The organism is Pedobacter sp. UC225_61 (genome assembly GCF_044452285.1).
Lineage (GTDB): Bacteria > Bacteroidota > Bacteroidia > Sphingobacteriales > Sphingobacteriaceae > Pedobacter.
Window position 1 is genome coordinate 2,789,058 of sequence record NZ_JBIOAL010000001.1, and the last position, 23,935, is coordinate 2,812,992.

Sequence of the window (23,935 nt, forward strand, 5' to 3'; positions counted from 1 at the left end):
AAACAATCTCAGATTTAAATATCAAAATTGATAACGTAATTGCAGTTTAACGTCAGTTTTTTTATTGCCATTTATTTCATCTAATCCAGTTCCAACTGTTTCAGCTTTGTTGTATAAAAACAGCGCATACTTTGCCCAAATATCCACTCGTTTTATCAACTTGTATTTAAGATTTAGATAAGTTCTAAGTCCTTTGCCATTATACATTCCAAAGGTGAAATTGTAGAGAACATCATCTTCATAAGCATAAATTCTACTATTAAATGATGGTGTATTAAAGTATGCAAGCCTTATGTTTCCAGAAATTTTAGAAAACAAAGGAGAATAATCGATATCCTGATAAATCAGATAACCAAATTCAGTTTTTGTATTTCCTTTTTTAAATTGAGAAATTTCCAGCCGATTTTGAAAACTAAATGATTTATTCAATTGCCAATTAATATCACCTCTATAGGATTCTTTTTTTACATCATCCAAATAGTTAATTGAAACATCTAAGTCTGTGTTTTGCTGCTTTAATTCAGATTTATATCTTAAAACTGCTTTGAATGTTTTCGTTGGCGTATAGGTAATTTGACCCAAAACTTCATAACCATCTGAAGGTGCATCAACTCTAAACTTTAACCAAGGAAATTTAAAGTAATCAGCATAAATTGCAATTGTCCATGCTTTTAAAGGTATTATGTTTAAACCAGCGTAAAAACCTTTTTCGTTTATTGCTTCGCTAGCCTCAGCAGTTGCTTGATTAAAGAAATTATGATAATTAGCATCATAATTTCGATGTAAAACTACCGCTGATACTTTTGATGAAAGACTTACTAAAGCACCATTTACATATGCTAAACCACCAGTTAAGCTTTTTCCTGCTTCACCAAAGAAATAAATATTTTTATAGGTATAATTATAGTGTAAACCTATGTTAGTCAATTTTTTGCCAACGAAGTTATACTTGCGATAAACTTCGTTTCCGGTAATAAATTCTTTGTTATATATAGAATGATAAGCGATTGCACCAACCGATAAATTATCTTTTTGATATTGAATAACACCACCAAATAGTTGTTGAGACACACTATTTTTGTTTTTAATTTCAGTCGCAGTTCTATGTAAACCAGTTTCATTTAAGTTTGAAAGCACATCTTCTCCAGCATTATTTAAACTTAAACTTGCATCTAGTTTTCGGTAAGATAGAAAAGGAGTGAAAACTATATTTTTTGAAACGGCAATTGTTGTAGCAAATCCTCTAAAAAAAGAGTATTCATTTGCAGAGGTATAAGGTTTTAAACCGACATCTTTTTTAGCTACGCTGGTTACATCTGGTGCTTTACCAAAGGCGAAACCAGACCATAGTGATAATCCTTGACCAAATTGCAAGGTATAATCTCCTAATACTATTTTCTTAAATCGGCCAGTATTCAAGATTGCGATATGAGCAGATTGATAGTCTAAAAGGAATTGCTTGTTCCCTTTTAAAAATTGCTCTCCAGCATCTTTTTCAAAGATTAATGATGCAGAAATGCGATTGGAGAAATTATATTTATATCGAACTAAAAGCCGTTCTTGAGAGCCGATGTAACGACTTCCTGGTAAATCTGTAAAACCTTTAGGCTTTTCTAAAACTCTCCCAAAACGTACTACTAAATCATTATCTCCTAAATTCAATAGATTTTTATAAGTAATTCGATCTTCTAAATCAGATTGGTTTAGCGTTACAAATGGTAAAAGCCGTGTTGTGGTTTCTACATCAAAATCTGGTATACTTTGTAATTCCAAAACATCTGCAAATTTTCCATTAGTTTTTAGATGAGAAAAAAGATTGCTGATTTGAAGCGGAGATAAAAAAATCAAACCTTTTAATTCTTCTGCATTTGTATGATTTAAATTAATAGGATGTTTTTTTAGAAAAACTAATTTGTCTTCCAACTCAGAAAGATCATAATCCTCGGGCAAATTTTCAGCTAAACTTTCAATCAAATCTTTAATAAAAGTATCTTCATGGGTTTGAGCTTTGGTAATGAAACCAATCAATAGTAATAGCAATAAAATCTTAAAACGCATAAGCAAGAGCAATTTGAGGAGTGTAACCTAGATGTATATCGTTTTCCACTGCCATATCCATCACAAATTTTTTATAATTCAGGCCGAAACCAGCATAGTGTTTAAAAGGTTTCGCAGTTACACCTGCCCTTAAACTAATCAGATCTAGCAATTTATAATCTATACCAAAACCTACATTAATGAAGGAATTAATATCTTTACTTATTGTGGTTGCGATTAAAATTTTGTCTGATGCTCTGTAAGATCCCCCAAGTTGTATACTAGTGGGGATTTTTGTTTCTACCTCCTTACTGCTGTATTTTTGAAATGATGGATTATTTAGACTAATACCTAACGTAACTTGCTCATTTAACTCATAAATTCCACCAACATCAAGGGAAAAACCAGTTGTTGAGCCATAATTATTTATTTTTAATTGATGATAATTTCCTTTTAAAGCAATTGATAATTTATCTCCAAATCTTTTAGCTAAGGCTAAACCTGCTTTAATTTCATTGTATTCAGCTATTCCATAGCGACTAAAACTTGCACCTACGTAATTGTTTTTGAAGGGTAAAACGAATGCTGCAGATTGATTACTCAGTTCACTGTCAACTAAATACTTCGTATAATTTATGGCCAGCGTTGGAGATTGTATATTAGTTATGCCAGATGGATTACCATTTAGATTCCATATATCTTTAACAGCAGCATTATTACTACCCATAGCTGTTAATTTTGGTCCGAAATTGTTTTGCGCAAAGCAAAAATTAACGCTTATTGTAAGCATTAAAAAGAGTATAAATTGTTTGTTCATAGGTTTAGGTAAAACCAATGTAAACAAAATATTATTAATATTTAAACATTTAATAAAAAATTAAATTCTATTTTATATTAAAATAAAATATTTAATTTCTTAATTAGAGAATATTTTTAATATAACTTAATAGTGTTTTGTTATAGAATACTTTTTTTAATTCTAATTAAAAATTGTTCTTTTAAGTATAAAAAATGAACTTATTTATTTTTCAATGTTTTGTAATGCTAAACTTCCTAATTACATTTAATAAATGATCCTATAACTTAACTACTTTCTTATGAATTTTAAATCCTTTTTACCCTTAATTTTATGTATAACATTATTTACTGCTTGTAACTCCGAAAAGAAAAAGTCGTCAGTAAATGATACTATAGATAGTTCAAAAAATATAACACTTGTTGCAGATTCCTTTAAAAATATAGTAGATGGGAAACAAACTGATTTATATGTTTTAAAGAATGCAAATAATGCTGAAGCTAAGTTTACCAATTATGGAGGCAGATTAATTAGCTTACTTATTCCCAATGCCAAAGGTCAATTAGTTGATGTGGTTGTAGGTTTTAATAGTATAAGTGCTTATCAAAAATCTACAGAACCTTATTTTGGAGCAACTATTGGTCGGTATGGCAATCGCATTGCTAAAAGTAAATTTAATTTGGAAGGTAGAACCTATTCATTGTTTACTAATAATGGTATAAACACTTTGCATGGTGGTAAAAAAGGTTTTCAATATGTAGTTTGGAATGCCAAACAACCAAATCAACAGACAATAGAGTTTACCTACCTTTCCAAAGATATGGAAGAGGGTTTTCCAGGTAATTTGAAAGTTAAAGTAACTTATACTTTAACAGATAATAACGAGTTAAAAATGGATTATGAGGCTCGTACTGATAAAACAACAGTTGTAAATTTAACAAACCATGCTTTTTTTAATTTAAATGGTGAAGGTAGCGGTACAATTTTAAATCATGACTTGCAGATTTATGCTGAGACCTATTTACCAGTTGATTCTACATTAATTCCGACAGGAAAAATTGAAAAAGTTATAGGAAGCCCATTTGATTTTACTAAACTAACTGCTATTGGTACTCGAATAAATGATAAAAATGAACAGTTAAGTTATGGTAAAGGTTACGATCATAATTATATTTTGACTAAAACAAAGGGATTAAATATGATTCATGCAGCTACTGTAAAGGGAGATAAATCTGGAATTGTAATGGATATTTATACACAAGAACCTGGCTTGCAATTTTATAGTGGGAATTTTATGCAAAGTAAAAATACCTTAAAAACGGGGGTTAAGGATGATTTTAGAACAGCATTTTGCTTAGAAACTCAGCATTTTCCAGATTCACCTAATCAACTAACTTTTCCAACTACACAAGTAAAACAAGGTGAACTTTACAAAACTAGTTCTATTTATAAATTCTCAAATTAGGAATAATGATCCATATTTTGCTTCATTGGCGTGGTATTTGATGTTTGGACTTTTATAACTAACTAAAATTTAATCAAATGAAAACGATTTTTAACAAAACATCGGCAATCATATTTACCATGATCTGTATGATAGGCCTAATATCATCATGTAAAAAAAATAATGATGAGGTAATTGTAGAAGGAACTGCTAATTTAAGAGTTGTAAACGCTGTACAAGGTTCAAGTGCTCAAGATTTTTATCAACGCGACACGAAATTAACTACTTCAGCAGTTGCTTATGGAGAGAGTAGTGGTTATTTAACTGCACAATCTGGTGCAAGCACTGTATCATTTAGAAGTTCAGGCTCAACCACTGCAAATGCTAGTGCTAATGTAGGTATTAAAGCAAATGCATCTTATACTGTATTTTATTATACAAATGCTACAGGTGCTGCTCAACTTAATGGATATGAAGATGATAATAGTGCTCCAGCTTCAGGAAAATCGAAAGTTAGATTTGTTAATGTTGGATCAGCTTTAGCTAATTCAATTAGCGTAGTAGCTACAGGTGGAGCTTCTTTAACTACAGGTTTAACCTTTGGTTATTCATCTGTTTATAGTACAATTGATGCTAATACTGCATTAAACGTTAATATTTTAGGTTCAGCTAATACAACTGTTATTCCTGGAGCCACATTCCAATCTGGAAAAATTTATACTATTTGGTTTGACGCTGCAAATACGACAACTGCAAACTACCACGTTATTGTACAGAATTAATACAAACTCTAAAAATTTTGAAAGCATTGTGAATAGCAATGCTTTTTTTGTGCCTTAACAACTGGTAAATTTTTCTATTTTTGATGAATAAGCTTGCTTAATGACCTCAATAAATAATTCACCTTTACAAATTAGAACAGTAAACGTTACAAGATATGTTACACCTTTACGTGAAGGTGGTTCTATGCCTGCCATTACAGAGGCAGACGATGGATTCTTATATGTATTAAAGTTTCGAGGAGCTGGGCAAGGACATAAAGCATTAATAGCTGAAATTATTGGTGGAGAGATTGCTCGTTCATTAGGCTTAAAAGTACCAGAGTTGGTATTTGCTAAGTTGGATGAGGCTTTTGGTAGAACGGAACCTGATGAAGAAATACAAGATCTGTTAAAAGCAAGTGTAGGATTAAATTTAGCGTTACATTATTTATCAGGTGCCATAACTTATGATCCAACAGTAACCAAAATTGATCCTTTACTTGCATCACAAATAGTATGGTTAGATTGTTTGCTCACAAATATGGATCGTACTGCTCGTAACACGAATATGTTGCTTTGGCATAAAGAATTATGGCTAATCGATCATGGTGCATCCTTGTACTTTCATCATTCTTGGCAAAATTGGGAAGAGCAGGCAAAAAAACCTTTTGTATTAGTAAGAGATCATGTATTATTACCACAAGCTAGCCAATTGGAGGAAGTTAACACTATTTTTCAATCTATTTTAACACCAAAAACCATAGCTAATATATTGAACTTAATACCAGATGAATGGTTAAATGAAGATATATTTCAGAGTAGCCAAGCTCAAAGAGATGCATATGCTCTATTTTTAAACACAAGAATTGCTCATTCAGAAATTTTTGTAAAAGAAGCACAACATGCAAGAGAAATACTTATTTGAGTATGCAGTAATACGTGTTGTGCCAAAGGTAGAACGTGAAGAATTCCTTAATGTAGGAGTTATTTTGTATTGTGCTAGTCAGAGATTTTTGAAATGTACATTCGAAGTAAATGAAATTCGTTTATCAGCCTTTGCTTGCGAAGTTGAAACATCTATTATTAATTCTAACTTAAAGGCTATCGAAAAAATATGTATGGGTGGGGCAGAGGCCGGTCCAATAGGTCAATTAGATATTGCATCTCGTTTTCGTTGGCTTACAGCTACTCGGAGCACCGTAGTACAAGCGTCTAAAGTTCATCCAGGTTTTTGTATTGATCCAGAAGAAACATTACAAAAATTACAGCAACAATTGGTACTTTAATAATTATGTGTATGTTTTTGCAGTTTAAAAATTATAAGCACATTATTTTATATTCAATTTGCTTCGCTATTTTATTGCTTTTAATGAGATGGTTAGAAATACGTTTTATTGTAATACACGACTCTTTTGAAATTTACGCAGGGGCTATAGCATTTGTTTTTACCATTTTAGGAATTTGGCTTGCCTTAAAGTTAAGCAAACCAAAAACGATAGAAAAAAAGGTTTATCAAGATAAAATTAAAGAATTCGTATTTAATGAAACTACTTTTAATGAACTAGGATTAAGTAAAAGAGAGTTAGAAGTACTACAATTAATGGCAATTGGATTAAGTAATCAGGAAATTGCAGATCGTTTATTTGTTTCTTTAAATACGATCAAAACGCATATTAGTAGAATGTTCGAAAAAATGAACGTTAAACGCAGAACTCAAGCTGTAGAACGAGCAAAAAAATTAGCACTGATCTCTTAAACATTCATACTTTAGTAGTAAATGAATGATTATACTTAAAATCACCCGAAAGTATGAATAGCATTTTAGCTGCATACCTTTACTTTGTGGCATAATCAAATTTTACATCATGAAAAAGAATATTTTAAGTTTTGGATTACTCTCAGGATTAATAGTTAGTTTAATGATCCTCGTAACAGTTATTGTTTGCTATAACAGCAAAGAATTTTCTGGCAGTATGGTTTTAGGATTTACTATAATGATACTTGCTTTCTCTTTTATTTTTGTTGGAGTTAAAAACTATAGGGATAAATTTAATAATGGGATTATCACTTTCGGTAAAGCCTTTAAAATTGGAATCCTAATCGCTCTTATAGCTTCAACTATGTATGTAATAGTTTGGTTAATTGCGTATTACGGATTTATTCCAGATTATTTGGACAAATATAGTGCACATGCCATTGCTCAGGCAAAAGCAGATGGAAGTACTCCAGCAGAGCTAAATAAAACAATAGAAGAAATGTCAAGCTATAAGGAAATGTACAAAAGCCCCATTTTAGTAATTCTTCTTACCTACATGGAAATTTTGCCAATTGGAATCATCATTTCTATTCTTAGCGCACTTATTCTTAAGGGGAAGACTATTAAGGATATTTAATGTAATACGTGTGTTGATTTTTAGTTGCGTTTTAAAAGATGTAAATTGCGCTAAAATCAAAATAATGAGCGAGGTTAGAACTATCCCTGAATTTAAAGACTTTAAAACATTTTATAAAAAAGCTGTTGAGCCATTAAAAAAAGCAAACATGGCGTATATCAGGCTTGATGGTAAATTGAAAGGTAATGCTAGAAATGTTTTTGCTTATTTCTGGTATATGGACAAAAAGTGGAAAGTAAACGCTGATACCTACATTGACCGCTTAAAAATTGCTTTCGATGAATGTGCTAAATCTGATGAACCTTTTGTCATCAAACCAACTCGCGATTATAAAGGAGAAAGCTTATCTATTAAAGGGCAGCCGATAAGAGACAATAAATTTTATGTTTATTTAGTAATATAATTTTAAAGAATTATTTCTTCTCCTTTTTCTGATATAACAACAACATAACCTTCTTCCGTAAGAGAATTGGCTAAAGCCGACATACTCCTAACTTCTCCATGTACCAAAAAGACCTTTTTTAAGAGTTGCTTATCTTGTTGTTTTACAGTTTCAATTAAATCGTTATGATCTCCGTGTCCACTTAATAGGTCAGTTTTTTTGATAGCAGCATAAACCATTAAGTCTCTATTTCGTAAACGGATGATCGGATCTCCACGTAATAATCGGTCTCCTAATGTTCCTTTTGCACAATAACCAATAAATAAAATAGTGCAATAATAATTCTGAATATTATAATATAGATGATCTTGTATTCGACCTCCTTCTAACATTCCAGCTGAAGAAATGATAATACAAGGCTCTAAATAATTACTTACAGATAAACTTTCTTTGCGATCATGAACATACGTTAAATTCTCAAATTCAAATTCATCACCTTTGGTTTTATAAAATTCTTTAGCCTCTTCATTTACCAATTCATGATGCTTTCTGTAAACATCGGTGGCATAATTTGCTAGCGGACTATCAACAAAAATTTGAACAGGAGGGAGCAAGCCTTTACTAAAAATCTGATTTAAAGTAAACACTAACGATTGGGTTCTTCCAATACTAAAAGCAGGAATAATTAATCTTCCTGGGCTTTTAATACATGTTTCGTTAATGGTTTCTATCAACTTTTCTTCTAAAGTGGTACCTGTTGTATGTAATCTTCCACCATACGTAGATTCGCATACTAAATAATCTACTTGGGGTAAAGGTTGAGGATCTATTAAAACCGGATAATTTTTTCTGCCTATATCACCTGTAAAAGCAATTTTTTTTGTTATTTCGTTTTCAACAATAGTTAAGATAACTGCAGCTGCACCTAATAAATGTCCTACTGGAATAAACGTTACTTCAATAGCTCCATTAATTTTAAAAGACTTGTTAAAACTTATTGTTACAAAGCGACTTACAGTTTCCATTACATGTTTTTGCAGGTATAATGGTTGAGGACCTGCAAATCCACGTTTACTTCTTAATTTCCTTTTTTGTTTCCCTAAAAATACGTTAACTGAATCCAATAAAAGCAATTCAGCCAAATCAGCAGTAGGTGAAGTACATAGAATTTGACCTTCAAATCCCATACGTAAAAGTGTAGGTAAATTACCAGAATGATCAATATGAGCGTGAGTTAATATCACTAAATCAATCGTTGATGGATCAAATGGAAAGTATTGATTTTCTTCTTGATAAGTGCCTTTTTCGTAATCTAGGCCACAATCTATAAGTATGGAGTAATTTTCTGTTTGCAATAAATGCATACTGCCAGTTACCTGTTGTGCGGCTCCCCAAATGGTTAATTTCATAAATAAATCTTCTCCTGAACAACGAGCAAGTTATTAATTTTAACTTAAATTAAAAGGCCGCAGATATGCAGATTACATTTACGTTAATCTGCGCATCTGCGGCTTAGTCAAAATGTTTTGTTTTGCTTGTTATTTCTTATCTGGTGGAGTAGAAACTATCTCTCCAAATTCATTTACATAAGCCATCATGCTATCTAAATCACCACCAGTTGAGTTTTGTTGACGTTCTAGCTTACGCTCTAACTTATCTTCTTTTTTCTTTTGTCTATTTTTTTCTAATTGCTTTTTCATGAAAGTAGCCTGAGACTTTGCCATATTATACTGTATTAATTAAAAAACGACTGTTCTCTGAATTTACCTTTTGTTGATCTTTTAACGCGTTTTGTTAAAAATGAATTAGATCGATACGTATATTTTATCCTGCATGACAACGGTTGGCCTGCTAAAGATTGGAATGCTGAACAATAATTGCTCAGTAGGTGTTGTATAGAGAAAAGTATATTGATATTCCGTTAGTGCAAATATAAGGATTTTTAACCAAAAACTAAAATGCCATTGAGTTGTTATGGTATCATGTGAAAATTGATTTTTTGAATTATTTTATCAACAACTTAAATCTTGGCATCATTTTTACTTTATACGAAACATAATTAACACTAAATTAAATTAAACATGAAAAAGATATTCGCAATAGTTGCATTGGCTACAGTTTTAGCTTCATGCGGCAACAGAGCTAAAGAAGAAGCATTAGCAAAACAACAAGCAATTACAGCTGTGAAAGATAGTTTGAGATTAGATAGCTTTAAACGTGCTGAAGTTGTGAAACAACAACAATTAGTAGAAGAAAAACATCAAGCAGAATTAGCTGCAGCAAGACGTAGTGCTTCATCTAGATCAAGCTATTCATCAAGTGGTTCATCTACTACAACATCTGCAGGTACAACTACAGCTGCTAAGAAAAAAGGATGGAGTGATGCTGCAAAAGGAACAGCAATTGGTGCAGGTGTAGGTGCTTTAGGTGGTATTTTAATTGACAAGAAAGATGGTAGAGGAGCAATTATAGGTGGTTTAGCCGGTGCTGGTGCTGGTTATGCGATTGGTAGAGCTCAAGATAGAAAAAGTGGTAGGGTACAACCTAAAAATTAATATATAAGATACTTTTAAAAAAGCCCAAACAGTTTTACCTGTTTGGGCTTTTTTATTGCCTCAGCTTCTGTAGATCAAATAACTTAATTGGGGTTAATCTCGCATTACAAATTAAACAATTTAAGAACATTGGTTTTGCTTTAAGGTTCTCTTCGTGTTAAGTTATTATTAACACCATATTTAATCCGCACCAAGTCCGCATTTTTATGCAATAACGCGGACTAGATGCGGACTAGATGCGGACTTGCTATGAAGATGACTCAAACTTAACTTAACGTTATTCATCTCACTAAAAAAAATAAAAGCATATGAACGAAAAATGGATTAGGTAAAACAAGTTGTAAATAGTAAAGCTTAAAAAGTTCTTGTGAAAATAAGATGAGAAGTCTAGCCCCAAAAATAGCCTACAAATTTTTTGCTTGATTTCTTAATTGTAGACCATTAAAATTGTACATATCATTGCATAATTAATTTATAGCAATTTAAAATGTACTTCATACTAGCCATTATATTCATTATTCTTTTTTCAGTTTATATATTAAACCTGCCAGTTTTTGGACGATTACCCAAAGGAGAAAGACAGAAGAAAATAATTAGTCTACCTAATTATAAAAATGGAGCGATTGAAAATCAGTCTCCTACGCCTGCGCTTCCAGAAGATGTATCCTATTGGATGGTTATAAAAGAGATGATAAAAGGAAATGCAGCTAGTATACCCAAAAGTGCAATTCCGAATCAAACACCAGATTTTAATCGTTCAGAAAAACTCAAAATCACATGGTTTGGGCATTCCTCTTATTTAATTCAGATTGATGGAATAAACATCTTGGTAGATCCTGTTTTTAGTAACAGAACTTCACCATTTCAATTTTTAGGAACAAAAAATTTCTTAGGAACAGATTTCCTCAATCTTGAGGATTTACCAAATTTAGATATTATCCTAATTACACATGATCACTATGACCATTTAGATTACAATTCAATTTTAAAATTAAGAGATAGAACCTCACGATTTGTTACTTCTTTAGGTGTTGGTGAACATTTAGAACATTGGGGCATTCCATCAAATCAAATTACAGAATTGGCATGGGGAGAAGAAATATCGCCACTGGTAAATATCAGTTTTACTGCAGCACCTGCTAGACACTTTTCTGGAAGGAGATTTAAAAGAAATCAAACCGCGTGGTCTTCATTTATCCTTAAAACAAAAAATAATAACATTTATTTAGGTGGAGATTCTGGTTATGATGAGCATTTTAAAGTTATTGGAGAAACGTACGGACCATTTGATTTAGCTATTTTAGAATGTGGGCAATACAATAAAATGTGGCCATTAATTCACATGTTTCCTGAAGAAGTGGTACAAGCAAGCATTGATTTAAATGCTAGAACTTTATTGCCTGTGCATTGGGGAAAATTTAAATTAGCCTTACACGATTGGGATGAACCCATAAAGCGTTTGACAAAAAAAGCTGATGAATTACATTTTCCAATTATCACTCCTAAAATCGGAGAAACATTTACGTTAGAAGAAAATCAACCTTCATCCCAATGGTGGATAAATTTATAAATTGTTTAAATGAACAATTGGTATTAAATTAGTGTTGTTCTTAAATAAGATAAAATCAAAACCATGAAAACAGATTTTGTAGAAATTTTTCAGACCATTAGAGCATCCTTACAACCTTATGCCGCCAACGGATTTACAGCTCGTAAAAATAGTGATACAGCTTATGAACTTTGGAGCGAAAAAAATGTAGAAATAGAAGGGAAAATAAGAGCAGAGGTTTATTTTGCTGGTGTTGAAATTTTGAAAGATTATGTAGCTTTTTATTTCATGACGGAAGAAGATGAGCAAGAGATAAAAACTATTTCTCAATCCAGTTTATTGGAATTATTGGAAGAAAAATCTTGTTTCCATATTGAAAAACTGGATGATATTTTACTAGAACAAATAACCGATATCCTAGCTAAAGGATTTACAATTTACAAGCAAAAGGGGTGGGTTTAAATTCTTTTTGGCAAGAGGATTTTTTCTTAACTGTACAAAATTTCAACCATCAGATAAGAACTGCTCAGGTAGAACCTTACTATATTATTGAGTGCAATAAAAATGTGTTAATTCATTTAGTTCCATTAGATAATGGTTTTTATCCTGAAGAGCTCATCGCATTACAAGACAAGTATCAAAAAGAAAATATACAATTAATTCACCTTTGGGAAGATGTTTGGGTAGCCAAAAGAACTCAAGTACTAAACCGTATCCATTCATTTTTAAGCCTGAATAAAAGTTTCCATGGACGTAAAGCTAAAATTGTAGCTCTAGATCAAAAACAAACTAGTAGTTTTTTAACTGAAAATCATTTGCAAGGCTATGTAAAAGCTAAGTATAGTTTTGGTTTAATAGCTAATAATGAAATAATTGGGTTAGCTAGTTTTAGTGAGACAAGACCAATGAAGAGTAAAGGAGAAAACTATCAATCAGCTGAACTAGTGCGTTTTGCATCAAAAGGCGGTTTGACCATTGTAGGTGGACTGAGTAAACTCATCAAGCATTTTACAAAACAGATTAAGCTAAATGATGTAATGACATATGCCGATAGAGACTGGTCATTGGGCAAAGGTTACGATAAATTAGGATTTACATTAAGCCAAATCACAGAACCAGCTTTTTTATACGTAAATCGCGAAACATTGATTCGTTATTTCCCTCATCGTTTACCAAAAAATACATTATTAGCTTTCGAAGCTCAAAATGATTTAAATTTGGACGATTTCTTAGCATTAAATGGCTTTGTTAAACTTTTCAATACTGGTAATTTAAAATATCATTTATTACTTTAAAAATGTCTGAAAATTTGCTGATTATTTTAGGTCCAACTGCATCAGGCAAAACCAAATTAGCTGTGGCACTTGCCGATGAATTAAATGGCGAAATCATTAGCGCAGATAGCCGACAGGTATTTAAAGACATGGATATTGGTACTGGGAAGGATTTAAATGAATATCAATTGAAAGGGAAATTTATTCCATATCATTTAATAAATATCAAAGAAGCAGGAGAAAAATATCATGTAAATGCTTTTAAAGAAGATTTTTATACAGCGTTTAGTGTTATAGCTAACAGCAACAAATTGCCAATTCTGTGTGGTGGAACAGGAATGTATATTCACAGCATTCTGCAAAACCATGAATTAACCACCATTCCAGTAAACGATGGTTTACGGAGCAAAATTCAAGATTTTACAAAACAACAATTACAAGATAAATTAAGATCTTATCCAGAAAAGCTAAGGTTACAAGCAGACTATTCATCTACAAAGCGTTTAATTAGAGCTATAGAAATCGCCGATTATTTAACATACAATGAATTGGCGGAAATTAGTAGACCAGCGATTAAACCCATATTAATTGGTTTACAAAGTGAAGTTGAAACAAGGCGAGAAAGAATTATCCAACGGTTAAATGAAAGATTAAAATCAGGATTAATAGATGAGGTTGAAAACTTATTGGCAAATGGAATTACTAAAGAAATGCTCCTGTTTTATGGTTTAGAATATAAATTTATTGCTTCTTATTTAGCTCATGAAATTGATTTTAGCACACTAAAGGAAAGATTAGGAATAGCAATTTGCCAGTTTGCTAAACGACAAATGACCTTTTTTAGGAAAATGGAAAAGGATGGTGTAAGAATAAAATGGCTAAATGCTGATGAAAATCTAGATCATCTAAAGAAAATTGCAATTGATCATCTACAACATGAAATTGATGTAAAATAATTGCATATTCGTCCACGAATAACAGAGGCTTTGACGAGCTTAAAAGCATTAAATTAGATGAATAATAAGTTACGGCCAATTATTAAATGGACTGGTGGAAAGTATAGTGAGTTTACTTTATTTGCCGATTACATTCCAAAGTTTGATAGATATATAGAGCCGTTTTTTGGTGGTGGAGGTGTTTTTTTTGCATTACAGCCCAAAGTTCAATCATTTATTAATGATAAAAGTACCGATTTAATTAATTTCTATAAGCAAGTAGGTCATAAAGAGTTTAAAAAAGAGCTTTTTAATTATGCAACAGCTTGGGAGGAATTAGGTGATATCACAATTAAAATGTGGAAGGAATGTTCAACAACCTTTATTGATTTTATACAAAAAGATATAGTTCCCACAACATTAAATGAAAGTCTTTTAAAGCATTTATCATCGACTTTGGATGCTGATCTACTACTTAACAATCAAGATTTTATAATTGATAAAAATCTATTTAAAAATATGCTATTGGCAAGTATTGCCGATAAAGCAAAGCGTATCAAAAAAATTTGTGAAAAAGAAGGACGGAATTTTAAAAACGATGAGCTTAAATCGCATTTTGAAACCGGGATTAGGAGTGGAGCTTATCTTTTTTTTAGAACTTTACTCAATAAACAATATACCAAAATTTTAAAGTTAAACCCAACAAAAGAGGCTGCTAATTGGTATTTTGTAAGAGAGTTTTGCTATGGTTCTATGTTTAGATTTAATGCCAAGGGCGAATTCAACATTCCTTATGGAGGCATTGCGTACAATAGAAAGAATTTTCGGCAAAAAGCTGAGAATATATTTAATTCGAAAATTACAACGTTATTTAAGCACACATCAATTTTTAATTTAGATTTTGAATTATTTTTAAATCAGTTAGCATTAAAATCAACAGATTTTATCTTTTTAGATCCACCTTACGATAGCGAATTTTCAGAATATGATCAAAATGCGTTTACCCAAAATGATCAGCAACGACTAGCAACATTTCTAATTAAAAGTCCAGCAAAATGGATGGTTGTAATTAAGGAAACAGAATTTATTCGAAAAATATATACCAATCCCAAGGTGCAAATTTTAACTTTTGACAAAAGCTACACTTATAATGTTCGTGGCAGAAATAATAGAGGTGCTACACATTTAATCATAACCAATTATTAATCAATGAATGGTAATTGGAAATAAGTCTATCCACTTTTTAGTTTAAGGTGCGCCAAATACCTGCATTAAGAACTAATATAGAACATGTGGTTGTAGTAGAAACTGAACATAATAGCATAACTATTATTTGTTTTTTTATCCTAAAATAAAGTTAAAATTTGATAAAATAAACGCTAGTAATTTTCAGCTAACTACATGATTTTTACAGGTTTTGATTTTATAAAATGTTAATATGTTATTAACTATCCGGTTTTTCCTTTTGACTCATGGCATGCAATTTGTTTAAATTAGAGTAATTAGACAATTAAGTCTAACACAAATTAACCTTTACAAATAGTATTTTAAAATGAAAAACTCTACAAAATTCTTAGCTTCTGCAGTAGCTGCAGTAGCTTTATTCTTCTCAGTAAATGCAAATGCCCAATCAGCGCCTAAATTTGGCATTGGTTTAAATGTTGGTGCAGGTACAAGTACTGGTCAAAGCCTAGCAATCGGTGGAGATTTACGTTATCAATTTGATATTGATAAACAGTTATCTGTTCCAGTTACAGCAGGTTATACAAGTATTCAATACAAAGAAGCTTATGGTGATATTAGCTATAGCTATATCCCAGTTAAAGCTGGTCTTAAAATCTTTTTTAGCAATACAGGAGCTGGAGCATATGGTTTAGCTGAAGCTGGTGCAGCATTTGGTGTTGGAGATGTAAGCGGAACAAACTTTGTATATTCTCCTGCAATTGGTTACTCATGGAGTAATGGTTTAGACTTAGCAGCTAAATATGAAGGAATAACTGCAAACGGTGGTAATACTGGTTATGTTGGCTTACGTTTAGCTTATGGTTTTAAATTATAATTAAAATCTAATTTTATTGAAAAGCCCTCGAATTTCGAGGGCTTTTTTTGTTATTTTAAAATTATAAATGCTATTTTGAGCAAAAAACAAAATCTCTGAAATTATGTGGTTAATTATAAAGGATTAGCTGATAAAGAACTGAACGCAAATGAAAACAAAACAATATTTTGGAGTTATGGCATTATCTATATTGATGGCCTGTAATACTTCTTCTAATACATCTAAAGAATCTAAAGATAGCACTATTCATAAAGCTGAAGTAGCTGCAACGACAAATATTAGTTTTAAGGATTCAAAACTACAAAGCATCTACAGTAGTTATATTTCATTGAAAGATGCTTTAGTTGCTTCTAAAATTACCGACGCACAAAATGCTTCTAAAGCTTTAGCTGCAGAACTTGTAACGTACAGTGGTTGTGAAAACACAGCAGTTACGGCTCATAAAATTGAAAATGCTAAAGATATTGTTACGCAGCGTAAAGAATTTACTGCATTAAGTTCTGATGTAATTGCATTATTTAAGCATGCAGAATTAAGTTCAGGAACAATTTTTATTCAACACTGTCCAATGACTAATAAAGGTGATGGTGGTGATTGGTTAGCTTCAGAGAAAAAAATTCAAAATCCATATTATGGAAGTGAGATGATGGAGTGTGGAGCTGTTGTTGAGGAAATTAAAGCTAAATAATTTTTTCTGATAAAATTGATGTGCCTTTTGCCAAAAATTAACATCAATTTAACAGCATTGTTAGGTTTAAAAGTCAGATTTTAGAAACAGATTAACTATTTTTGTTATTATATAAACTATAAAATATATGTCAGATATTGCAGAGATTAAGATAGGCGGTAAAACGTATGAGTTCCCAGTTATTACTGGAACAGAAGGTGAGAAGGCCATTGATATTTCAAAATTAAGAGATCTTACAGGTCATATTACACTAGATTTAGGTTATAAAAACACAGGATCTACCAAAAGTGCAATTACTTTTTTAGATGGAGAATTAGGTGTTTTAAAGTATCGCGGTTATCCAATTGAACAATTGGCAGAAAAATCTACTTTTTTAGAAGTAGCGTATCTATTGATTTACGGTGTATTACCAAAGGAAGAGGAATTAGCTAACTTTCAAAATGAAATTAGTAGACATACACTAATTCATGAGGATATGAAGAAATTTTTAGATGGTTATCCTTCTAAATCTCATCCAATGGCACAATTAGCATCATTGGTTTGTTCGTTGTCTACTTTTTACCCAGAATCGTTAAATGCAAATTCTTCAAAAGAAGAAATGAATTTAACAATGATCAAATTGTTAGCTAAATTCCCTACGATTGTATCATTTATTTACAAAAAATCTTTAGGGCATCCACTTATCTACCCTAAAAACAAGTACGATTATGTAACCAATTTCATGAATATGATTTTTGGTCAACGTACAGAAGAGATTGAAATTGATCCAGTTGTAGTAAGCGCAATGAATACATTGTTAATTCTACATGCAGATCACGAACAAAACTGTTCTGCGTCTACTGTTAGAATGGTTGGTTCATCAGATTGTAATTTATATGCTTCAGTTTCTGCTGGTATTTCTGCACTTTGGGGCCCACTTCATGGCGGTGCTAACCAAGCTGTAATTGAAATGTTGGAGCTAATTAAAGAAGATGGTGGCGATACTGAAAAATGGATTAATAAAGCAAAAGATAAAAACGATCCATTCCGAATGATGGGATTTGGTCACCGTGTGTATAAAAACTTTGATCCAAGAGCTAAAATTATTAAAAAAGCTTGCGATGATATTTTAGAAAAATTAGGAATTAATGATCCAGTATTAGAAATTGCTAAGAAACTAGAAGAGGCTGCACTAAGTGATCCTTATTTCATTGACCGTAAGTTATATCCAAACGTGGATTTCTATTCTGGTATCATTTACAGAGCTTTAGGGTTCCCAACGGATATGTTTACTGTATTATTTGCATTAGGTCGCTTACCAGGATGGATTGCACAATGGAAAGAAATGCATGAAAACAAAGAACCAATTGGCCGTCCTCGTCAAGTTTACGTTGGAAATGTTGATATGGACTTTGTAGAAATTAACAAAAGATAAAAGAAAATATAGTCCAATAAAAAAGCCGATGCTAAAATTGCATCGGCTTTTTTTATAGCTCAAACTTTTAAATCATTACAAAGCTAAATGCAATAATGATTAAGAAACAAATTGTAAATACAAAAGTATATGCAAAACTTAAGAAAAACATTTTAAGCACTGTAATCCATCTTGTACTGCCATAAAATGTTCTAAGCGAGCGATAAATGTACCATATAATGTAAATCGTACAAAAAGAACCTAGCCATCCACTAATATCATAGATAAAACCAAATAACCATTTTAAAAGTAGGGTTACTAGTACGCTTAAAAATATGGCAGAATGCAAATGGAATGAATAAATGAGATGTTCGTAATAATATTTGTTCTTATTGATGTAAACCAATTTAAGAATAAGCGCAAACAAGGGTAACAACAAGAACATCATCTTTGGGATGTTATGTAGTAAATCTTCTTTAAATTTTTCGTCTGGATTCGGGTATTTATTGAGCTCTATACTTCTTTTGCTAATGTAATGCTTAATAAAGCCATCTCTTTTCTCTTTTGGTAAAGCTGATTGATGTTTTTCGTAATCGGCAACGGTAGTATCTTTTACTTTCCAATTTCCACCCCAATTCTTCTTCTTCTTCTTTCCAGTAAATAAATTAATGTCTGTGTCAGTATTACTACTATCTTTTTTAATGTCTTCTTTTGCTGCTTTTATAATACTATCTCTTACTGAACCTTTCAATGGTACATACTTCATAGCTTCTTCTACACCTTTAATTTTCTCGGCTTGCAAGCTATCTACTTCTTTTGGAGAAAGTTTCTTATTGGTAGACGTAGGTTTTTTTTCTTTTTCTTTCTCATTAGGCTTATTACCACTAAGAATAACTAGAAAAAAAACAATACTGATAAAAATATATAAACGAATAGGATGGATTGAAGACATTCTTTTGCCAGCAACATATTCCTTTGTTAGTTTACCAGGTTTTAAGAGCAAAGGGCCTATAGTGCCAAAAAATTTATGTTCAAAGTGAAAGTAATCGGCAACTGCATGAGTTACCATATGAAAGGCGTCCTCTTTTGTAACTATATTTTCTTGTCCACAATGTGTACAAAAATTTTCTTCAACTATATGACCACAATTAAGGCAATCTTTTTCTTTTCTATGTTTAATGGATGACATTTATGTAAGGGAGATTGTAATTTTTAATGACTGATCGCTTCAATTGCCTCTGCTTCGGCTCTATTATGTTTGTGTTTAAAGAAAATGATAAACAAAACGGTAATAATTAGTGCATATATAGTAAATGAAAGCCATATGTTATTCCAATCTTTCATATTTATGGCCTTATCAAAAGTTCCATTATCTAAAATTTTAACGCCTTGTGTTTTTACAAATGCTAATAAATGACTATTTGTAGGTTCTGATCCAACAAACTTTGAAGTAGAATCAATATCTATAAACGTTTTAGTAAAGTACTTATCAATCATCCAACCAGATACCAAACTGCCAAATACAGCGCCAAAACCATTAGTCATCATCATAAATAATCCTTGAGCAGAAGAACGAGTTTTAGCAGTTGTAGCAGTTTCTACAAATAATGAACCTGATATGTTAAAGAAATCGAATGCCATTCCATAAACAACACACGACATAATAATCATCCATAAATTACCAGCTGGATCACCATAGGCGAATAATCCAAAACGAAAAACCCATGCTAACATTGCAATTACCATTACTTTTTTAATGCCAAATCTTTTTAAGAAGAATGGAATAGCCAAGATAAAAAGCGTTTCAGAAATCTGAGAAATAGACATGATAATTGTAGAATATTTCACAACAAATGAATCTACATATTTAGGGAAATGTTTAAACTCATCTAAAAATACATCTCCATAAGCATTAGTTAATTGTAATGCACCACCTAAAAACATAGAGAAAACAAAAAACAAAGCCATTTTATAGTTGGCAAATAATTTAAATGCTTCTAGGCCAAGTTTTTTGGCAAATGTAGTTTTCTCGTCAATAAGTTTTGATGGTTTACATTGAGGCAAGGTTAAAGCATAAATGCCTAAACCCAAAGCTCCAATACCAGCTATGTAAAATTGATAAGCACTTGCTTTACTACCTGTTAAATTAGTAATCCACATGGCAGCAATAAAACCTACAGTTCCCCAAACTCGTATTGGTGGAAAGCTCTTTACTAAATCTACATTGCTTGATTTTAATGTGGTATAAGAAATAGAATTACTCAATGAGATTGTTGGCATATAAAAGCACATTGCCAACATCATTACCCAGAAAAAAGCATTAGGACTTTCAACTTGTGGAATATAAAATAAAACACCAGCATATAATATATGAAGTATAGCATATAACTTTTCAGCGTTTATCCATTTGTCGGCTATAATACCTGTAATTGTTGGCATAAACAAAGAAGCGAAACCCATGGTAGCGAAAATTGCTCCAAATTGTGTACCATCCCATTGTTTAGTACCAAACCAATAATTTGCAATTGTAATTAGCCATGCACCCCACACAAAAAATTGCATGAAACTCATGATGGTTAAGCGAAACTTGATATTCATATAAGTTTAGTTTTGTTTTTTCGGTAATCAATGTAGCTTTTGTTGCCCTTAAGGAAGCCAAAGTTGTTTAATTAAAAGCAGCTGTAAGTTATAATTATTTTGAAACAATAACTATATACATTGTGAAATTGTGGAAAGAAGGTATTGTCTATTTTTTAACTAGTTGTGGTAATTATTAGCTAGAATTTCTTTTATTCAATTCATCTCTAATACGAGCTGCTTTTTCATATGCTTCTTCTGCCAGTGCTTCTTCTAGTTTTTGTTGTAATTCTTCATTAGATAAAGATTGGTAACCAGAAACCGGAATAGAAGTTTGCATATCTTCAGAGCTATGTTCTTTTGCAATAGAATCAATGTTTTCTAAAAACAGAAAATCATTACCTTCAATTACAATTCCGGCAGAAGATAAAATAAATTCGTAGGTGTAAATTGTTGCATTAAATCGTACTGCCAAAGCGATTGCATCTGAAGTACGAGCATCAATTTCTTGAGTGGTTTGACCATCAGTACAAATTAATTTAGCAAAGAAAACGCCATCAACTAAGTTGTAAATAATGATTTCTGAGATTTCGATATGATACGTTTGTGCAAATGTTTTAAAAAGGTCATGCGTTAACGGACGAGTGGGAGTCATCTTTTCAATTTCTATCGCAATAGCTTGTGCCTCAAACGCACCAATAATAATTGGCAAACGTCTACGACCATTTACTTCACCTAAAACAAGTGCATAAGCACCAGATTGGGTTTGACTGTATGATAAACCTACTATATCAAGTTTTACTTTTTTCATAGTTTGATAAGCCTATAAGTTTTTTAACTTATAGGCATAATAATGTTTGTAAAACTATCCTTTGTGTGCTTTTAAAGCAGCAATAATTTTTGGAACAACTTCAAAAGCATCGCCAACGATACCATAATCTGCAACTTTAAAGAAAGGAGCTTCTGGATCTTTATTAATTACCACAATAACTTTTGAAGAGCTTACACCAGCTAAATGCTGAATGGCGCCTGAAATACCAATAGCGATATACAAATTAGGGCTAATAGCAATTCCTGTCTGACCAACATGTTCCGAGTGTGGTCTCCAATCCGCATCAGATACTGGTTTAGAACATGCTGTTGCCGCACCTAAAAGCTCAGCTAATTCTTCGATCATTCCCCAATTCTCTGGTCCTTTTAAACCTCTACCTGCAGAAACTACTAATTCTGCATCTGGTAATGAAATTTTATTGGTTGCTCTTACAATTTCTTTAACAATTGTCGTTAAATCTGTTGGTTTAATTTCTGGACTGAAATTTTCAATTGTTGCATCAGCAGTATTTTCCTTTACACCAAAAGCATTCGGGTTTAAAGCGATTACTTTGTTATCTGATGTTAACGTTGTAATTGCAAAGGCTTTACCAGAGAAAGCGTTTTTCTTAACAGAAAATACACCATCAAAGTTTGGTAATTCTACAGCTCCATCTACTAAACCTGCTTTAAGTTTTACTGCAACACGTGGAGCTAGTCCTTTACCAGAGAAAGAGTTAGATAAAACGATCAGATTTGCATTTTCTTTTTTAGCAGCTTCCGCAATTACTGAAGCATACGCTTGATTAACAAAGTTTTTTAGTTGATCTGCTGCAACATTTAATACTTTAGATGCACCATATTTCCCTAATTCCTTCAATTCGCTGTCGGAAACATTACCGATAGAAATTGCGGTTAGATTTGTATTTTGATTATCGGCGATAGCTTTTGCATAAGAAACTGCTTCAAAAACAGATTTCTTAAATTTACCATCGGCTTGTTCTACATATACTAATACTGACATATACTTTTATTTCTAATCCCTAATGGGAAGATTTGAATTTTAATTATTTGATAGAATGATGTCTGAAACTAGATTACTTTAGCTTCTGTATGCAACAAAGTGATTAACTCTTCTGCATTTTCTGCTGATATTAATTTAACAGCGCCACGAGGAGCAGGAGTTTCAAATTTTGCAACCTTACTAAGTTCTTCAATAGCTAACGCTTCTACAACGGTTAAAGGTTTTGTTCTAGCCGACATAATTCCTCTCATATTTGGAATTTTAGCTTCTGCAGTACCTTCTGCGCAACTCGCAACAAAATTACCAGTTACCGAAACTACTTCTTTACCACCTTCAATCTCTCTTTCTATAGTTGCAGTTGTTCCATCAAAATCTAATTTTTTGATAATAGAAACAGATGGAATATCTAAAAACTCACCAATCATTGCAGCAACTTGAGATCCATTGTAATCTATAAACTCTCTACCACATAAAATCATGTTAAAATCATTAGCTTTTGCATATTCTGCAATTTGAAAGGCAGTGAAATAAGCATCTCTTGGTGCAGCATTCACTCTTACTGCATCATCAGCTCCAATTGCCAATGCTTTTCTGATGGTTGGCTCGGTAGTGCTTTCACCAACATTAATCACTGTAACAGTTCCCTTTCCACCTTCGCATAATTCTATTGCTCTTGATAAGGCAATCTCATCATATGGATTTACAATAAATTGCACACCTGCAGTATTGAATTGTGTATTATCGTTGGTAAAAGTTATTTTTGTAGTCGTGTCGGGCACATTACTGATACAAACTAATATTTTCATACGTTTACATTTGTTTTTAAAGGTAATGAACCTATAATTTAGTTATTTTACTAAGGATAGATTCTTTAAATTGTCTTTGTGCAAATCTAATTAAAAAAGCAGGGATTTAAAATGCAAAACACACGATTAGCCAAGTTATTGGAATTTTTGGAGAACGAACCTAACGATCCCTTTATATTATACGCTTTAGCGACTGAATATAATTCATTAAATGACACTGAGAATGCATTTGCCTATTATTTGAAGCTCGTTAATGAGCATCCTACTTACATAGGAACCTATTATCATTTAGGTAAATTATACGAAAAACACAATCAAAAAGATACAGCAATTGAAATTTATCAAAAAGGAATTGCCGCAGCTAGAACGAAAAGAGATATGCATGCACTTTCTGAATTACAAGGTGCTTACAATTCTGCAGCTGGCTTAGATTATGAAGATGATTAATTAGA

26 protein-coding genes are annotated in these 23,935 nt (G+C 31.8%); 17 read left to right on the forward strand and 9 right to left on the reverse strand.

Features of this window, described 5'->3' with window-relative positions:
• Positions 1-21: 21 nt before the first annotated feature.
• A complete protein-coding gene (locus tag ACHMWN_RS12725) occupies positions 22-2,058 on the reverse strand; it encodes a helix-hairpin-helix domain-containing protein (protein WP_397301646.1) in 2,037 nt (678 codons plus the stop codon).
• Positions 2,048-2,827 carry a hypothetical protein gene (locus ACHMWN_RS12730; RefSeq protein WP_397301649.1) on the reverse strand — a complete coding sequence of 260 codons (780 nt, stop codon included), beginning with the start codon at positions 2,825-2,827 and terminating at the stop codon, positions 2,048-2,050. The genes ACHMWN_RS12725 and ACHMWN_RS12730 overlap by 11 nt, the downstream gene beginning before the upstream one ends.
• Positions 2,828-3,134: 307 nt before the next feature.
• Between ACHMWN_RS12730 and ACHMWN_RS12735 the strand changes: the two genes are divergently transcribed.
• The 7 genes from ACHMWN_RS12735 to ACHMWN_RS12765 all read left to right on the forward strand — a co-directional run bounded on the left by ACHMWN_RS12735 (position 3,135) and on the right by ACHMWN_RS12765 (position 7,834).
• Positions 3,135-4,298 carry an aldose epimerase family protein gene (locus ACHMWN_RS12735; RefSeq protein ID WP_397301652.1) on the forward strand — a complete coding sequence of 388 codons (1,164 nt, stop codon included), beginning with the start codon at positions 3,135-3,137 and terminating at the stop codon, positions 4,296-4,298.
• Between the two features lie 77 nt (positions 4,299-4,375).
• Positions 4,376-5,059 (forward strand): DUF4397 domain-containing protein, encoded by a 684-nt coding sequence (locus ACHMWN_RS12740; protein WP_397301654.1) that lies wholly within the window; start codon positions 4,376-4,378, stop codon positions 5,057-5,059.
• 100 nt (positions 5,060-5,159) lie between these two features.
• Positions 5,160-5,963: a HipA family kinase gene (locus ACHMWN_RS12745; protein WP_397301656.1), complete on the forward strand. Its 804-nt coding sequence runs from the start codon at positions 5,160-5,162 to the stop codon at positions 5,961-5,963.
• Positions 5,941-6,324, forward strand: coding sequence for a DUF3037 domain-containing protein (locus tag ACHMWN_RS12750; RefSeq protein ID WP_397301657.1), 384 nt, complete (start codon positions 5,941-5,943; stop codon positions 6,322-6,324). Before ACHMWN_RS12745 ends, ACHMWN_RS12750 begins: the two co-directional genes overlap by 23 nt.
• A gap of 83 nt (positions 6,325-6,407) precedes the next feature.
• Positions 6,408-6,794 (forward strand): response regulator transcription factor, encoded by a 387-nt coding sequence (locus ACHMWN_RS12755; RefSeq protein ID WP_397301659.1) that lies wholly within the window; start codon positions 6,408-6,410, stop codon positions 6,792-6,794.
• 109 nt (positions 6,795-6,903) lie between these two features.
• The gene (locus ACHMWN_RS12760; RefSeq protein WP_397301661.1) at positions 6,904-7,431 is read left to right on the forward strand and encodes a DUF4199 domain-containing protein; all 528 of its coding nucleotides are present in this window, start codon (positions 6,904-6,906) and stop codon (positions 7,429-7,431) included.
• Positions 7,432-7,495: 64 nt separating this feature from the next.
• Positions 7,496-7,834, forward strand: coding sequence for a hypothetical protein (locus ACHMWN_RS12765; RefSeq protein WP_397301664.1), 339 nt, complete (start codon positions 7,496-7,498; stop codon positions 7,832-7,834).
• A 2-nt stretch (positions 7,835-7,836) separates the two neighbouring features.
• Here ACHMWN_RS12765 and ACHMWN_RS12770 read toward each other — a convergent pair whose 3' ends face one another.
• Complete coding sequence (locus tag ACHMWN_RS12770) at positions 7,837-9,222, reverse strand: MBL fold metallo-hydrolase (protein ID WP_397301666.1); 1,386 nt, start codon at positions 9,220-9,222, stop codon at positions 7,837-7,839.
• Positions 9,223-9,351: 129 nt separating this feature from the next.
• Positions 9,352-9,537 (reverse strand): hypothetical protein, encoded by a 186-nt coding sequence (locus ACHMWN_RS12775; RefSeq protein ID WP_182921646.1) that lies wholly within the window; start codon positions 9,535-9,537, stop codon positions 9,352-9,354.
• A gap of 357 nt (positions 9,538-9,894) precedes the next feature.
• Between ACHMWN_RS12775 and ACHMWN_RS12780 the strand changes: the two genes are divergently transcribed.
• The 9 genes from ACHMWN_RS12780 to ACHMWN_RS12820 all read left to right on the forward strand — a co-directional run bounded on the left by ACHMWN_RS12780 (position 9,895) and on the right by ACHMWN_RS12820 (position 18,287).
• Positions 9,895-10,368 (forward strand): YMGG-like glycine zipper-containing protein, encoded by a 474-nt coding sequence (locus tag ACHMWN_RS12780; protein ID WP_397301668.1) that lies wholly within the window; start codon positions 9,895-9,897, stop codon positions 10,366-10,368.
• A gap of 487 nt (positions 10,369-10,855) precedes the next feature.
• Positions 10,856-11,938 carry an MBL fold metallo-hydrolase gene (locus tag ACHMWN_RS12785; RefSeq protein ID WP_397301670.1) on the forward strand — a complete coding sequence of 361 codons (1,083 nt, stop codon included), beginning with the start codon at positions 10,856-10,858 and terminating at the stop codon, positions 11,936-11,938.
• A 63-nt stretch (positions 11,939-12,001) separates the two neighbouring features.
• The gene (locus ACHMWN_RS12790) at positions 12,002-12,379 is read left to right on the forward strand and encodes a hypothetical protein (protein ID WP_397301673.1); all 378 of its coding nucleotides are present in this window, start codon (positions 12,002-12,004) and stop codon (positions 12,377-12,379) included.
• Positions 12,370-13,212 (forward strand): hypothetical protein, encoded by an 843-nt coding sequence (locus ACHMWN_RS12795; RefSeq protein WP_397301675.1) that lies wholly within the window; start codon positions 12,370-12,372, stop codon positions 13,210-13,212. The genes ACHMWN_RS12790 and ACHMWN_RS12795 overlap by 10 nt, the downstream gene beginning before the upstream one ends.
• A gap of 2 nt (positions 13,213-13,214) precedes the next feature.
• Complete coding sequence (gene miaA / locus ACHMWN_RS12800) at positions 13,215-14,147, forward strand: tRNA (adenosine(37)-N6)-dimethylallyltransferase MiaA (RefSeq protein ID WP_397301677.1); 933 nt, start codon at positions 13,215-13,217, stop codon at positions 14,145-14,147.
• Positions 14,148-14,204: 57 nt separating this feature from the next.
• Positions 14,205-15,332: a DNA adenine methylase gene (locus ACHMWN_RS12805; protein WP_397301680.1), complete on the forward strand. Its 1,128-nt coding sequence runs from the start codon at positions 14,205-14,207 to the stop codon at positions 15,330-15,332.
• A 346-nt stretch (positions 15,333-15,678) separates the two neighbouring features.
• Positions 15,679-16,185, forward strand: a complete 507-nt coding sequence (locus ACHMWN_RS12810; protein ID WP_397301682.1) for an outer membrane beta-barrel protein — start codon at positions 15,679-15,681, stop codon at positions 16,183-16,185.
• A 148-nt stretch (positions 16,186-16,333) separates the two neighbouring features.
• Positions 16,334-16,873: a DUF3347 domain-containing protein gene (locus tag ACHMWN_RS12815; protein ID WP_397301685.1), complete on the forward strand. Its 540-nt coding sequence runs from the start codon at positions 16,334-16,336 to the stop codon at positions 16,871-16,873.
• A gap of 127 nt (positions 16,874-17,000) precedes the next feature.
• The gene (locus ACHMWN_RS12820) at positions 17,001-18,287 is read left to right on the forward strand and encodes a citrate synthase (RefSeq protein ID WP_397301687.1); all 1,287 of its coding nucleotides are present in this window, start codon (positions 17,001-17,003) and stop codon (positions 18,285-18,287) included.
• Between the two features lie 67 nt (positions 18,288-18,354).
• Here ACHMWN_RS12820 and ACHMWN_RS12825 read toward each other — a convergent pair whose 3' ends face one another.
• The 5 genes from ACHMWN_RS12825 to ACHMWN_RS12845 all read right to left on the reverse strand — a co-directional run bounded on the left by ACHMWN_RS12825 (position 18,355) and on the right by ACHMWN_RS12845 (position 23,483).
• On the reverse strand, positions 18,355-19,455 hold the full coding sequence (locus ACHMWN_RS12825) for a DUF3667 domain-containing protein (protein ID WP_397301690.1): 1,101 nt from the start codon (positions 19,453-19,455) through the stop codon (positions 18,355-18,357).
• Between the two features lie 23 nt (positions 19,456-19,478).
• Entirely contained in the window at positions 19,479-20,864 is a 1,386-nt protein-coding gene (locus tag ACHMWN_RS12830; protein WP_397301693.1) for a nucleoside permease, read from the reverse strand.
• Between the two features lie 175 nt (positions 20,865-21,039).
• Positions 21,040-21,654, reverse strand: coding sequence for a bifunctional nuclease family protein (locus ACHMWN_RS12835; RefSeq protein WP_397301695.1), 615 nt, complete (start codon positions 21,652-21,654; stop codon positions 21,040-21,042).
• Between the two features lie 54 nt (positions 21,655-21,708).
• On the reverse strand, positions 21,709-22,677 hold the full coding sequence (locus ACHMWN_RS12840; RefSeq protein WP_397301698.1) for an electron transfer flavoprotein subunit alpha/FixB family protein: 969 nt from the start codon (positions 22,675-22,677) through the stop codon (positions 21,709-21,711).
• A gap of 68 nt (positions 22,678-22,745) precedes the next feature.
• On the reverse strand, positions 22,746-23,483 hold the full coding sequence (locus ACHMWN_RS12845) for an electron transfer flavoprotein subunit beta/FixA family protein (RefSeq protein WP_397301700.1): 738 nt from the start codon (positions 23,481-23,483) through the stop codon (positions 22,746-22,748).
• 111 nt (positions 23,484-23,594) lie between these two features.
• Here ACHMWN_RS12845 and ACHMWN_RS12850 point away from each other — a divergent pair, with 111 nt between their 5' ends.
• Positions 23,595-23,930, forward strand: coding sequence for a tetratricopeptide repeat protein (locus ACHMWN_RS12850; protein ID WP_397301702.1), 336 nt, complete (start codon positions 23,595-23,597; stop codon positions 23,928-23,930).
• The last annotated feature ends 5 nt before the right edge of the window (positions 23,931-23,935 follow it).